Origin of the sequence: Hyphomonas sp. NPDC076881 (genome assembly GCF_050269995.1) — a bacterium.
Taxonomy (GTDB): Bacteria; Pseudomonadota; Alphaproteobacteria; order Caulobacterales; family Hyphomonadaceae; genus Hyphomonas.
The window spans coordinates 1-13,381 of record NZ_JBNNJJ010000016.1 but is presented as its reverse complement, the minus strand read 5'-3'; the positions used below and the strand labels follow the sequence as shown (position 1 = coordinate 13,381).

Sequence of the window (13,381 nt, the reverse complement as noted above, 5' to 3'; positions counted from 1 at the left end):
ATCGCCCCTCGCAGGAAAGGGTCCTATTCCTCACCCGGCACATTGCCGCGCAGGGATTTGACCTCGCTGCGGCGCTTCTTGGCGGCGATGCGGCGGCGCACGCTTCCGGCGGTCGGCTTGGTGGCCACCCGGCGCTTGGGCGGGATGGAGGCTTTTAGGATCATCTCGGCGAGGCGCTGGCGTGCAGCCGTGCGGTTCTGCACCTGGCTGCGATGCTCGCTCGCTTCGAGGATCAGGCGGCCATCGGCCGTGATACGGTTGGCGTAGAGCTTTTCAAACCGTGCCTTCAGCGCCGCCGGCAGCGAGGAGGCCTGCACATGCCAGGTCAGCTGCACCGCGCTCGAGACCTTGTTCACATGCTGCCCGCCGGGCCCTGAGGCGCGCACGAAGGATTCGCTGAGTTCCCAGGCCGGGACCGTAATGGCCTCAGAAACACGCAGATCGCCGAATTCCGCCATGACATGATTCCTGAAGCAAGTGTTCAGCGGGAGTTCAGGCAATCGGCCGCACAAATCAACCTGCAATGCTGGATGTCCCAGCCTCCCGGATTGCCCGGCACCCGTGCCGGCGGCCCGAAACCGTAAGATGGAGCAGCGCCATGCGCCTGAGCAAATCCTTTACGCGCCTCATTGCGGCAACCACTGCAGCCAGCCTTCTGGTTGCCCCTCTGGCCCATGCCGACCGCGACCGTGGCGGCAAAGGCAAGCGCGGATACGAGCGCGGCTATGACCGGGGATATGATCGCGGCTACGACCGTGGGAGCAAGCATGAGCACAAGTATCACTACCGCCACAGCTACAAGCCGCACTATCATTACAGCCCGCCGGTCCGGTATGTGCCGCCGCCGCGCTCGTCGGTAACGGTCACCTATGGCTACACCTACGGGCCTCACTACTATCGGGGATATGCGCCCCGCTACAATGTGGGCAGCTATTACGGTTATGCCCCGCGCACCGTCTACATCACGGAGTATGACCGGTATGGCCTTTATGCCCCGCCGAGCGGCTATCACTGGGTGCGCGACAATGACCGGGGCGATGCCATTCTCGCCTCTGTGGCCACCGGCGCCATCATCGGCCTCGTTGTGGGCGCGCTTGCCACCAACTGATCCCCTCGCCTCGTACCCCTGAAATGAGGCTCAGACACCCGGACCGGGACAAACCCCGGCTCCGGGTGTCTTTTTTGTTGCCGGAACCGCCCTAATCCATGACAGAGCGCGGACACTTCCGGACAAATCCGGACAGAGCAGGACACAGGCAGATGACAAAACCCGTCGAGGCCGGCTGCGGCGCCGCCATACTGGATGCCGAGGGCCGGTTGCTGCTGATCCAGCGCCTCCGCCAGCCCGAAGCGGGCGCCTGGGGTTTGCCCGGTGGCAAGATCGATTTTGGCGAACGCGCCGAGGACACCGCCCGGCGGGAGATTCTGGAGGAGCTGGGCATCGTGATCGAGATCACTGGCCTTGCCTGTATCGCTGAGACAATTGATGCCGGCGATGGCCGCCATTGGGTGGCGCCGGTCTATTCGGCCCGGATTGTCTCCGGCGAGCCCGAAGTGATGGAACCGGAGAAGCATGGCGGCTGGGGCTGGTTCGCTCTCGATGCCCTGCCCGGCCCGCTCACCAGCCCGGTCAAGGACTGGCTGAGGGCCAAGGGGCTCGCCAGCGCCTAATACCTAACGCGGCAGCCGGAAATTGACGCGCCGGGCGCGCAACTTACAAAACCATTCAATTTTGAATGGCTGTTTCCGGCGCAACATCGGCTTCTCCGGAAACACCTTCTCATCTCTGTTTTTCTGTCATTTTTTCGTTTTTCGCACCGCAAAACCACGCTCTTTGGTAAAAAAAAACACTGAAATCGCGAAAAAACTGACGACGTTTAGGAAATCACATTCTCTCCAAGATAGCATCGTTGGCACCCGAGGCATTCCCTGTTTTTAGCCTCCGGTTGGGCCAGCGTGTCGATTCACGGAGGAGTGATCAATGCCCAAACTACCCATGACAGCAATCGCGCTGGTTGCCATCGCCGCACTGGCTGCCTGCGAATCCAATGGCCATACCCGCTATGCCAGCATCGGCACCGTCGGCCCCGGCGGCTCGAACGGCGGCGACGGGTCAGATGGCGGCAACGGCTCGGATGGCTCGGATGGCTCGGATGGCTCCGACGGACAGAATGGTGGTCCGGGTGTTCAGGGCCCTCCCGGCCCCGCAGGCCCCGCTGGTCCTCAAGGCCCCGCCGGCCCCACCGGCCCGCAAGGTGAACCCGGCGGCAACTTCACCCTGGGCGACAGCGGCCTGATCGCCGCTGGCGGCCTGGTCGGCCCGAGTGGTATTGGCGGCACCGGCCTGCTGGCCAATCTCGGCGACACCTCCACCAGCATCCCGGTCGTTTCCGATGTCAGCACCTCGGCCGGATCGATCGTATCGGCGACGGGCAGCAGCCTCGATACGGCCCTTGGCGAAGCGAACCTTCCCACCGAGCTTGCCAGCGTGACCGGCGCCGTGACCCAGACGGTGACCAATGTGGGCGGCGCGCTGGAAAGCTTCGGCAGTGACGGCGCCCCGCTTGTCGATGGGCTGACCTCTGCGGTCTCCCCGGTCCTGACAGCCAACCTTGGCGGCGGCACCCTTGCCGGCGACGAGAGCGCCAGTTCCCTGATCGGCGTCAGCGTCCTGTCTCCAGATCAGCAGTCCGGCACGCTTGCCGATATCGGGGTTGCATCGGGCGGAACCCTGCTCAATGCCGACCTGTCGACCGGCACCGACACAGCTCTGGTGGTTGGTTCGGTGGCCAGCGTGGACCTTGGCCCGATAACGGGCGGGGTGAACGATCTGCTGGGTGAGACGGGTCTTTCCGAAGTCACCAACCTGCTGGATGTCGGCACAGCCGACAGCGGTCTTCTGGCCGACGTTACCGGCACAGTTACCGGCCTGCTGAGCGGTGAAGGCGATCTGGGCGGCATCGGCGCCCCTGTCGAAGACCTGCTCTCCGGCGGCGGCCTTCTCTCCGGCCTGACTGCACCGGTCCAAGATCTGCTGGGCAGCGGGGGAGACGTGCCTGAAACACCTCTGACCCCCGTTCTTTCTGGCACGACCGGACTTCTCGGCGGGCTGCTGGGCGGTGGTGCGAACTAGCCCACGAACACAACGAAAGACGAAGACCATATGAGAAAGCGCCACGTTCGATTTTCACCCACCCTGCTGTTGAGCGTGGCGCTTTCCTCCCTTTACTCCCCTGCAGCCCTGGCCGCCCCCCAGGCAACGCCGGACGAACGCCTCAATCCCGGCTCTCGCCCCGAAACGCCCGTTATTGATCCGGATACAGCAGAAGCGCCCGAGCGCGGCGTGGTGGATGTTGCCGCCTCTGCGCCAATGGCCTCTGCCGTGCCGATCCGCGGCGTCCAGTTCAAGGGCACCGATGTGCCCGCCATCGTGGCAGAGGCAACCCAGCCTTTCCTGGGGCGGCCAGCAGATACCGAGACGCTGAAGGAAATGGCAGCGGCCATGAGCGCCGCCTACAAGAAATCCAATGTGGCCCTCTTCACACTGGCCATTCCGGCGCAGGATCTGTCGGACGGCGTGGTCGACGTGCTGATCGCCGAAGGCCATGTTGCTGAAATCATTACACGGACGGATGGCGAAATCAGCGAGCGCCGGCAGTTGCGGGGATATCTGCGCCCGCTCCTGACGGAAAAGCCCGCCACCCGCGAGAGTTTCGAGCGGGGCATGACCCTGGCGCGGCGCGAGGAAGGCGTGAAGGTAACCCCCGGCCTGCGCACCGCGCGCGAGCCCGGCGCAGTGATCCTTGTGCTGGATGTGGAAGACAAGAAGGATGGCTTTGCCGTGGGCTATGACAGCCGCGAATCCCGGCTGGTCGATTCCGGGCGTTTCAGCGCGTCCGGCTTCCTTTACAGCAAGCTGCGTGCGGGCGATGCTCTGCGCGGGCGCCTCTCTTTCACGCCAGACGGGCGCCAGTCCCGCTCGGCCAGCCTGCAATATATCACGCCGATCGGCACCGATGGGCTGACCCTGACCGCCGCCGGCGCCTATCAGGAAACCCGGCCCGCCTCCATTCCCATTGAGGGCGACGCCACCTTCCTGACGGCGGGACTTGCCTATCCGGTGCTGCTGAACTTCACCCGGGATCTGACGGTCAACGCCTCAATCGACCATATCGAGAGCAGTAATTCAGCACTTGGCGCGGTGATTGCCGACGAAAACATTACGGCAGCGCGCCTTGGCGCGCGCGGAACATGGGTTGCGCCCAAACGGTCTGCCAGCCTCAACCTCATTCTGGCGCAGGGGCTGGACATTGGCGATGTACGTTCCTCCGTAGCCGGATCGGATACAGCATTCACCAAGGCGAACGCCACCGGCAGCTTCGTTCAGTCGGTCGGAGAGGATCTTTTCCTGCGCCTGAAAGCTTCGGGGCAATGGACCGACGACATCCTGCCCGCCAATGAGCGGCTGATGATCGGGGGCATCGAATATGGCCGGGGCTTCAGCAACGGGCTTGTCAGCTTGGACAAGGGCTATGTCGTCTCGCTGGAGCCGGCGTGGCGGCCGCTGGATGATGGCCCGTTTGCCCGCAGCGAAATCTATCTGTTTGCCGACTATGCCGATGGCAGCGTCCTTGGCGCAGGCGGGCAGACATTCGATCTCAGCTCTGCCGGTATTGGCACGCGCATTTCATACAAGAACTACGCCACGCTGGGGCTGGAATGGGCCGAGCCGCTGAGCCTGCCGGTGCGCGGGATCAATGAGGATGGCGTATTCACCGTCACCTGGGCGCTGCGCTATCAGCCAGATTGAGGCAGCCGTTCTGCCAGCCGCGCGATCGCCGCGTCGAGCACCTCATCCTTCTTGCAGAAGCAGAAGCGGATCATGTTCTGCGGCGGGTTTGCCCCGGCATAGAAGGCGCTGCACGGAACGGTAGCCACGCCCACCTCAACAGTCAGCCAGCGCGCATAATCTACATCCGTGGCGAAGGACGGGCCGGCACCATCCGTCAGTACCGTGAGGAAGTAAGTACCCTGCGCGGGCAGCACGGTGAAGCCCACACCTGACAGCCCCGCCGCCAGCCGGTCGCGTTTTGCCTGCAGCGACGCAGCGAGGCTGGCATAATAGGCATCCTCCTTACCCAGCGCATACGCCACCGCCGCCTGCAGGCCGGGCGGGGTGGTGAAGGTGAGGAACTGGTGAACTTTCGCAACGGTGGCAATCAGGTCTCGCGGGCCGCTGACATAGCCGACCTTCCAGCCCGTCAGCGAGAAGGTCTTGCCGGTCGAACCGATGCGCAACGTGCGCGCGCGCATCTCCGGCAGTGCCGCGATGGGGTGATGCGCGGCGCCGTCAAACACAAGATGTTCGTACACCTCATCACAAAGAACATAGGCATCGTGGGCAAGAGCAAGGCGCGCGATGGCCGCCAGCTCCTCGCCGGCAAACAGCTTGCCAGTCGGGTTCATGGGCGTGTTGAGCAGCACCAGCTTTGTAGCCGGGCCGAGGGCCGCAGCGAGCGCATCCTGCGGCAGGGTCCAGCCGGGTGCTTCCAGCCGCACAATGCGCGGGACTGCGCCGCACTGGCGGATGATCGGCAGATAGCTGTCATACAGCGGCTCGAACACGATCACCTCATCCCCCGGCGCGAGCAGTGCCATCAGGCTGGCGGCCAGCGCCTCGGTGGCGCCTGAGGTGACGAGGATCTCATCGCGCGCATCATAGGCAAGGCCATAGAAGCGCCGGTCATGATCGGCCACCGCCTGGCGCAGCGCCGGAAGACCGGCCATTGGCGGATACTGGTTGGGGCCCTTGATCAGCGCCTGCGCGGCCATCTCCCTTATGTCGGCCGGGCCGTCCTCGTCAGGGAAGCCCTGCCCCAGATTGATGGCGCCATGCTCCGCCGCGAGGGCAGACATGGTGGTGAAGATCGTGGTGCCGAGGCCGGCGAAGTCTGGATTGAGCGGTTTCATGCCGCTCCGGTCTACAGCAAGGTGCCGCCTGCGGGCAATCGAGACGCCGCCCGCCCATTTTCATCTGCCTACGGAATTATCCCATATGGGGTATCCTTTCAGGTTGGTCCGCCTCTCCTTCCCCCACGCCAATCTTGCCTGCCTGCCCAGGTAGCGAAGGAAATGATGTGCCAATCTGACGAGTCCTTGCTGCCTAAACTGGAAGCATGATTTGCGAGTCTAAAAAATGACACCGGTGCCAAAACTTGACAACGGAGGACATCAGAAGCTCAGCGCCATTAACCGCCGGAAATGCTGCGCTGCAGCCAAATTTGCATGGGCACGGATGTTGCAAAAGCTTCTCACGAAGCGCTAATGGGCCCATGGTGGAAGGGCCGGGGCGCCCTAAGAGTTCGCTAAAATTCGAGGACAGCGTAATGAGCGATACCGTAGCAATCCTGGCCGAGCTGGGTGTGCAGACAAAATCCGTAAGGAAGAACTGGAACGAGGCACGCCTGTATGAAACGGCTGTGGCCGCTGGCGAGGCCCGTGTGGCCAAAGGCGGCGCCCTGGTGGTGGAAACCGGGCAGCACACGGGCCGGTCTGCCAAGGACAAGTTTACCGTGCGCGATGCGCTGACCGAAAACACCGTCTGGTGGGACAACAACGCCCCGATGACGCCGGAGCATTTCGAAGCTCTGTGGACGGACTTCAAAGCCCACCTTGCCAAGCAGGACATGTATTCGCAGGATCTCTTCGGCGGCGCCGATCTGGACTATCGCCTGCCCGTCACAGTGGTAACCGAGTATGCCTGGCACTCCCTCTTCATCCGCCACCTCCTGCGCCTTCCGACCACGGATGAGCTGGCCGGCTTCAAGACGGAATTCACCATCATCAACTGCCCCAGCTTCCGCGCGGATCCGGCCAAGCATGGCACGCGCTCTGAAACCGTGATCGCCGTCAACTTCGCCAAGCGCCTCGTCCTCATCGGTGGCACGTCCTATGCCGGCGAGACCAAGAAATCGGTCTTCACCATCCTCAACTACCTGCTTCCCAACCAGGGCGTGATGCCGATGCACTGCTCGGTCAACACGTCTGACAAGGACGACGCGGCGATCTTCTTCGGCCTGTCGGGCACCGGCAAGACGACCCTTTCGGCAGATGCTTCGCGCACGCTGATCGGCGATGATGAGCATGGCTGGTCGGAAAACGGCCTCTTCAACTTCGAAGGCGGCTGCTATGCCAAGATGATCAAGCTGTCGGCCGAGGCCGAGCCTGAAATCTACGCCACCACGAAACAATGGGGCACCGTGCTCGAGAACGTCGTGATAGACCCCACCACGCGCGAACTCGACCTCGACTCCGCAGCGCTGGCTGAAAACTCGCGCGGGGCCTACCCGATCGAAGCGATCCCGAATGCGTCGCTGACGGGCCGCTGCGGCCAGCCGAAAAACCTCATCATGCTGACGGCAGACGCCTATGGCATCATGCCGCCGATTGCCAAGCTGACCCCGGCCCAGGCGATGTATCACTTCCTCTCCGGCTATACCGCGCGCGTTGCCGGCACCGAGAAAGGCGTGACCGAGCCTTCGGCCACCTTCTCCACATGCTTTGGCGGCCCATTCATGCCGCGCCACCCGTCGGAATACGGCAACCTGCTGCGTGAGCTGATCGCCCGCTACAACGTCGATTGCTGGCTGGTTTCCACCGGCTGGACCGGCGGCCCGTATGGCCAGGGCAGCCGGATGCCGATCAAGGCAACCCGCGCCCTGCTCAATGCCGCCCTCGATGGCTCACTCAACACCGTCGAATTCCGCAAGGACGAGACCTTCGGCTTCCTCGTGCCGGTCTCCGTGCCCGGCGTCGATGCCAAGATCCTCGATCCGCGCAGCACCTGGGCCGACCCGGCCGCTTACGACAAGCAGGCTGCAAAACTGGCTGAAGAGTTCGTGGCCAACTTCAAGAAATTCGAAGCCTATGTGGACGAGGCCGTGAAGGCCGCTGCCCCGAAGCCGAAGGTCACCGCGTAAGCGCTCCTGACCGCTTCAAACCATCCAGGCCCGCCAGCCCCGCGCTGGCGGGCTTTTTGCTGCGACCAATGTACGTTGACGTAAAGGGAAGGCTTCCGTTCGGGCAATTCCCTCACTAGGGTGCGCCGCACAAAGACGTGAGCATCGAACAAGGAGGAAGCCATGCGTGAAGCCGTAATCGTTTCAACAGCCCGTACTGCCCTGACCAAAGCTGGTCGCGGCGCCCTGAATGATACCCATGGCATCACCATGGCCGGCCATGTGATCAAGGGCGCGCTTGAGCGCGCTGGCGTCGAAGCGGCCGCCGTGGAAGACGTGTTCCTCGGCTGCGCCGCGCCGGAAGGCGCCACCGGCCACAACGTGGCCCGCAACGCCGCGCTCGCCGCTGGCTGCCCGTCCACCACGTCGGGCGCCACCATCAACCGCTTCTGCTCGTCGGGCCTGCAGGCCATCGCCAACGCAGCGCATACCGTGATCAACGAAGGCGCAGCTGTCACCGTTGGCGGCGGCGTGGAGAGCATCAGCCTCGTCCAGGGCTCGGGCCAGTCCAACCGCTACAAATACTTCGAACCGGAACTGGCCAAGACCTGGCCGGCCATCTGGATGACGATGATCGAAACCGCCGAGATCGTTGCCGAGCGCTATGGCGTCAGCCGCGAATACCAGGACCAGTATTCGGTCGAGAGCCAGCGCCGCACGGCCGAGTTCCAGCAGAAGGGTTACATGGCGCAGGAGATCGTGCCGCTGAAAACCCGCATGAAGCTGGTCAACAAGGAAACCAAGGAAGAAACCTTCGAGGAGGTGATCGCCGACCGCGACGACTGTAACCGTCCGGGCACGACCTATGAGATGGTCGCTGGCCTGAAGCCGGTCTTCTCCGGCGGCCTGGTTGTCAAGGAAGGCAAGTTTGTCACCGCCGGGAACGCTTCGCAGCTGTCCGATGGCGCCGCTGCCGTGGTCGTCATGGAAGCCAAGGAAGCCGCCCGCCGCGGCTTGAAGCCGCTCGGCCGTTTTGCCGGCTTCAATGTGGCCGGTTGCGACCCGGATGAGATGGGCATTGGCCCGGTCTTCGCCGTTCCGCGCCTGCTGGAGCGCCATGGCCTGAAGGTGGACGACATCGACCTGTGGGAACTGAACGAAGCCTTCGCTTCCCAGTGCCTCTACAGCCGCGACCGTCTCGGCATCGACCCCGCGAAATACAACGTCAATGGCGGCGCCATCTCGATCGGCCACCCCTTCGGCATGACCGGCGCGCGCTGCACCGGCTCCATCCTGCTGGAAGGCCAGCGCCGCAAGGCCAAATGGGGCGTTGTCACCATGTGCATCGGCGGCGGCATGGGCGCTGCCGGCCTGTTCGAAATCTACAGCTAAGCCTGACGGTTCAGCGGAAAATTGCGAAGGGCGGCCCAAAAGGCCGCCCTTTTGCTTATGGGTCGGTTGAGGATAGCTGCCTTCATCCGGTCACCGGTTGATGGCACGCTTCGGGAATTAACCGGAGTTATGCCGATGAAAGCTTCCCTGTTTGCGCTCGCCGCCGCCCTGACGCTCAGCGCCTGCGGGCCCGCCCCACAGCCGGGTCCGGCCAGTGCGCCGGAAGTGGCAACGGGCGAGACTGCCAGCCCGAAGGCACAGGGCTTCATCACGCAGAACACCGCCCCGCCGGAAGGCGCCGCCGACACCAAGGGCGACGGGGTATTCCGCGACGGCGATGGCCGCCCCTTCCAGTATGCCCTGCTCGGCCAGAAGCTGCCGGACTTTACCGCGCCGACGTCTGATGGCGGCACGTTCAGCTCGGCAGACATCTCCCGCTGGACGGTGATCGATGTGTGGGGCGCCTGGTGCGGCGACTGTGTGGCCGATGGCCCCTATGTTGATGCGCTCACCCGCGCCATCGCGCAGGATCCCGACCTCGACTTCGTGTCGATCCATGTGCCGGCAAACGCCAACCGCGCCACGCCGGAGGAGCTTTACGGAAAGTATGGCTCGCTGGAGGCGTATTTCGCATCGGCGGGCTATTCGGTACCGCCGGTGGTGCTGGATAATGATGCGAGCCTGCGGCAACTGCTGCAGATCAGCTGGACGCCGAGCTATCTTCTGGTCTCGCCGGACGGCGTGGTGCGCGGCTTCCGCACCGATCTGCGCGTGATCGAGGATCAGCCGGTGAAGACCTTCATCCAGGATATTGCCGAAGTGAGAAAAGAGGTGCGGGACCTTCTCGCCTCTGCCCCTTCTGACATAGAATGACGGGATGCCCCAGCCGCCCCTGCCCGCTCCCTCTCTCCTTCTCGCCCTGATCCTGGCCGCCTGCGGGACGCCTGCCGGCCATTCCGGCGATGAGGCGGCCTACTTCATCGGACCAGAGGGGGCGTCCAGTCTGACGGCTGAGACGCCCTTCACCGTGCCGGCCCTGGAGCGCGCCTTTCCGGGGTTGGACGTGGTGACGATCCCTGATGCAGACATGCCGGCCTTTCACATCCGCGAGGCGGGCAGCAGCGCGCCGCTCTATGTCGTGACGCCAGACTGGACGCGCGGCTATGCCGGGGCGGTGGCCACCACCTCACCCGATGTGGCCGGTCCTGGCGGGGTCCGCGCGGGGGCGAGCCGCCTTGCCGATGTGCCCGAAGGGCTGAAGACCCGCTGCGCGCCGCCTCAAACGGCCAGCGAGATAGGGCTGGTCTGCGAGAACCCACATTTCCGCCTTGAGTTCAGTGGTACTGGCGCCGATCCGCTGCTCGTTCGCCAGACTTACCTGCCCCCGGTGCCCTGAAATCACTCGCCTGTGACACGAAAGATGGTTGACCAAACCGTAATGCAGCCCTGCGGCGGGTCTGCGTGGACGCAAGGTTTGAATCTTCCGCGCTGACCGGCTAGTCCTATGCGCGGTGATGAACAAAACGGATGAGAAGGCGGGAAAAGAATGCTGCATCCTTCGACCAAGAAGCTGATCGACAAGCTGGGCGAGATGACGCGCAAGCAGCGCGTCTCCTGGATCGAGGGAGAGAACGGCACCATCGTTCACGACACCGAAGGTTACCGCGTCGTGCTGACGCCGGAGCCCCATGGCGTGATCCTGACCGATGCCGTGGGCCGCGAGATAGAGACCTGCAGCCCCGAGGAAATTGCCGACGAGAAAGACGCGGCTGGCCGCGCCTATGCCCTGTTCATCGGGGAGCTGTTCCGTGAGGCCCACCGCCATGCGCGCGGCGCAGAAAAGGCGATCCGCACGCTGCTGGCAGGGCTGGAAGCGGCCGATGAAGCGCCTGAAACTGTCGCGGCCGCGCCTGAACCAGAGCCTGAGCCGGAACCGGAAACAGTGACCGACGAGACGACCTCTCTGGACGGGGAAACGGCGATCACGGCTGCCGTGGCAACGCTGGCTGACCAGATCAACAATACCGCGCCGATGGCCGGGCCGGAAGTCGCCGTGGCGCCACAGCCGGAAGCTGAGCCCCAGCCTCAACCAGAACCCCTGCCGGAGCCCGACCTCGTAGCGGCCACGCCAGAACCGGCACCTGAACCGGAAGCCGAGCCGGCCCCGCTGCTGCATGCGCTGCCGGCCGCCTATGCCGAGACCGGGGACGCCGCCGACGAGGCCCCGGAAGAGACGATGGAGGAGGCCGCTGCGCTGGCCGCGCCAGAGACTGAACCTGAGCCTGAACCTGTTGCCATTGCAGCAGCGCCCGAGCCGGAACCCGCCCCTGCGCCGGCGCCGATGCAGCAGCGTTTCTCGCTGTCGGGCATTCCCTATGGCGTCGGCTTTGCGGGCACGCAGGCTGTGCCTGCCCCGGAAGAAAAGCCTGCAGAAACAAAGCCATCAGAACCGCGCACGCTGATCATCGACGGCACGGAAGACCTGCCCGATGTGATGCCACAGCTGGATGATGCGCCGCTGGCGCCGCACCGGGGTGAGGACGAGGACACGGGCGCCCCGCCGGCCATTCCGCGCCGGTTTAATCCCTGGAATTAAAAGAGATTTCTGCGCGCGGGCCGACATGGGCCTGCCCGCGTTTCTTCGCCAGCTCGATCTGCTTCTGCCGCTCGGCAAAGCGGGCGCGCTGAGAATCTGTCATCTTTTCAATGCAGTGTGGGCAGGACACGCCTTCGACATAGGCGGGGTCTTTTCGCTGCATTTCCGAGACAGGATGGCCGCAGGCATGGCACAGGACGTGACTGCCAGGGGACAAATCCGGACAAACAGAGACACGTTCGTCAAAGACAAAACACTCCCCGCGCCACAGGCTGCCCTCGGCGGGCACCTCTTCGAGATATTTCAGGATGCCGCCTTCCAGATGGAACACGTCGTCGATGCCCTCGGCCTTCACAAAGCTCGTGGCCTTTTCGCAGCGGATGCCGCCGGTGCAGAACATGGCGATCTTCGGCTTGCGGCCTTCCGCTTCCAGCTTCTCCCGGAACTGGCGGAACCAGGCGGGAAACTCGCGGAAGGTTTCGGTCCTGGGATCAATCGCGCCTTCGAAGGTGCCGATGGCGACTTCGTAATCGTTGCGCGTGTCGATCAGCACGGTGTCCGGATCGGAGATCAGCGCGTCCCAGTCCTGCGGCTTCACATAGGTGCCAACGAGGCTGTTGGGGTCCGTGCCCGGCACGCCCATGGTGACGATTTCGCGCTTCAGACGCACCTTGAGGCGCAGGAAGGGCATCTCATCGGCCTCCGAGAACTTCGCCTCCAGCGTTTCGGCGCCGGGCAGCGCGCGCAGCGTGGCGAGGGCCTCGGTGATAGCCTCCGGGGTGCCGGCGAGGGTACCGTTGATGCCTTCTTCGGCCAGCAGCAGCGAGCCCTTGATACCCAGCCCGCACAGCTTTGCGGCGAGGGCCTGGCGGCGCTCGGCATAGTCGGGAAAGCGGAAGAATTTGTAGAGGGCGGCAATCTGGATCGTCATGGCCCGCCTTATGACAGAAGGCAGCGCCCGCGAAAACGGGGGAATCCCTTATGCGCCAGCGTTGGGAATGCCCGCTCTATCCTTCGACTTCGCTCAGGATGAGCTCAGAGCCGTCCGCCAGAGAAGCTCATCCTGAGCGAAGTCGAAGGATGAGCGGGCGCACATTCCTCACGCCAGCGCCAAAGGCCGGACAGGGCCGCCCCTTCCGGTTTTGCTGGGATGTGGCAGGCGGAGGCGGAATGCGCCGCATGCGATGATGAACGATCTGAGAAGGAAGGATCGCGACGCCTTCCGCCTCCGGTGCCGGGGCTGGTCAGGCCCCCGCCCCCGGCCGGGAGATGAAACCGGCCGGAGGCGACGGGAGAAGCCTCGCATGGCGCGGATAGGCGGCGGACAGGCGGGCCGGGATGGCCCGTGGCGGCGGGGATTGGGGGGTGGAGAGGCGGGGGCTTATCCCTCTAAAAGCCCCTTCTCCCTAGGGGGTGCCATCTGTCACAAGCCGGA

12 protein-coding genes are annotated in these 13,381 nt (G+C 64.1%); 9 read left to right on the top strand and 3 right to left on the bottom strand.

What is annotated here, in order from left to right; genetic code table 11:
* Positions 1-23: 23 nt before the first annotated feature.
* The gene (gene arfB, locus ACQKI2_RS15745; protein ID WP_427380584.1) at positions 24-458 is read right to left on the bottom strand and encodes an alternative ribosome rescue aminoacyl-tRNA hydrolase ArfB; all 435 of its coding nucleotides are present in this window, start codon (positions 456-458) and stop codon (positions 24-26) included.
* 140 nt (positions 459-598) lie between these two features.
* Here arfB and ACQKI2_RS15740 point away from each other — a divergent pair, with 140 nt between their 5' ends.
* From ACQKI2_RS15740 to ACQKI2_RS15725, 4 genes are all read left to right on the top strand, one after another.
* Positions 599-1,108, top strand: a complete 510-nt coding sequence (locus tag ACQKI2_RS15740) for an RcnB family protein (protein WP_427380583.1) — start codon at positions 599-601, stop codon at positions 1,106-1,108.
* A 152-nt stretch (positions 1,109-1,260) separates the two neighbouring features.
* A complete protein-coding gene (locus ACQKI2_RS15735) occupies positions 1,261-1,671 on the top strand; it encodes an NUDIX hydrolase (protein ID WP_427380582.1) in 411 nt (136 codons plus the stop codon).
* Between the two features lie 310 nt (positions 1,672-1,981).
* Entirely contained in the window at positions 1,982-3,133 is a 1,152-nt protein-coding gene (locus ACQKI2_RS15730; RefSeq protein ID WP_427380581.1) for a hypothetical protein, read from the top strand.
* A gap of 30 nt (positions 3,134-3,163) precedes the next feature.
* Complete coding sequence (locus ACQKI2_RS15725) at positions 3,164-4,810, top strand: ShlB/FhaC/HecB family hemolysin secretion/activation protein (RefSeq protein WP_427380580.1); 1,647 nt, start codon at positions 3,164-3,166, stop codon at positions 4,808-4,810.
* Here the strand turns inward: ACQKI2_RS15725 and ACQKI2_RS15720 are convergent.
* Complete coding sequence (locus ACQKI2_RS15720; protein WP_427380579.1) at positions 4,798-5,970, bottom strand: aminotransferase; 1,173 nt, start codon at positions 5,968-5,970, stop codon at positions 4,798-4,800. The genes ACQKI2_RS15725 and ACQKI2_RS15720 overlap by 13 nt on opposite strands.
* A 416-nt stretch (positions 5,971-6,386) precedes the next feature.
* Here ACQKI2_RS15720 and ACQKI2_RS15715 point away from each other — a divergent pair, with 416 nt between their 5' ends.
* From ACQKI2_RS15715 to ACQKI2_RS15695, 5 genes are all read left to right on the top strand, one after another.
* A complete protein-coding gene (locus ACQKI2_RS15715) occupies positions 6,387-7,979 on the top strand; it encodes a phosphoenolpyruvate carboxykinase (RefSeq protein WP_427380578.1) in 1,593 nt (530 codons plus the stop codon).
* Positions 7,980-8,141: 162 nt separating this feature from the next.
* Complete coding sequence (locus tag ACQKI2_RS15710) at positions 8,142-9,350, top strand: acetyl-CoA C-acyltransferase (protein WP_427380577.1); 1,209 nt, start codon at positions 8,142-8,144, stop codon at positions 9,348-9,350.
* A gap of 135 nt (positions 9,351-9,485) precedes the next feature.
* Positions 9,486-10,223: a TlpA family protein disulfide reductase gene (locus ACQKI2_RS15705; RefSeq protein ID WP_427380576.1), complete on the top strand. Its 738-nt coding sequence runs from the start codon at positions 9,486-9,488 to the stop codon at positions 10,221-10,223.
* A gap of 4 nt (positions 10,224-10,227) precedes the next feature.
* Positions 10,228-10,746 carry a hypothetical protein gene (locus ACQKI2_RS15700; protein WP_427380575.1) on the top strand — a complete coding sequence of 173 codons (519 nt, stop codon included), beginning with the start codon at positions 10,228-10,230 and terminating at the stop codon, positions 10,744-10,746.
* 150 nt (positions 10,747-10,896) lie between these two features.
* Positions 10,897-11,946 (top strand): hypothetical protein, encoded by a 1,050-nt coding sequence (locus ACQKI2_RS15695; RefSeq protein WP_427380574.1) that lies wholly within the window; start codon positions 10,897-10,899, stop codon positions 11,944-11,946.
* Here ACQKI2_RS15695 and ACQKI2_RS15690 read toward each other — a convergent pair.
* Complete coding sequence (locus ACQKI2_RS15690; RefSeq protein WP_427380573.1) at positions 11,930-12,877, bottom strand: rhodanese-related sulfurtransferase; 948 nt, start codon at positions 12,875-12,877, stop codon at positions 11,930-11,932. The two genes, ACQKI2_RS15695 and ACQKI2_RS15690, sit on opposite strands and share 17 nt — an antisense overlap.
* Positions 12,878-13,381: the final 504 nt, after the last annotated feature.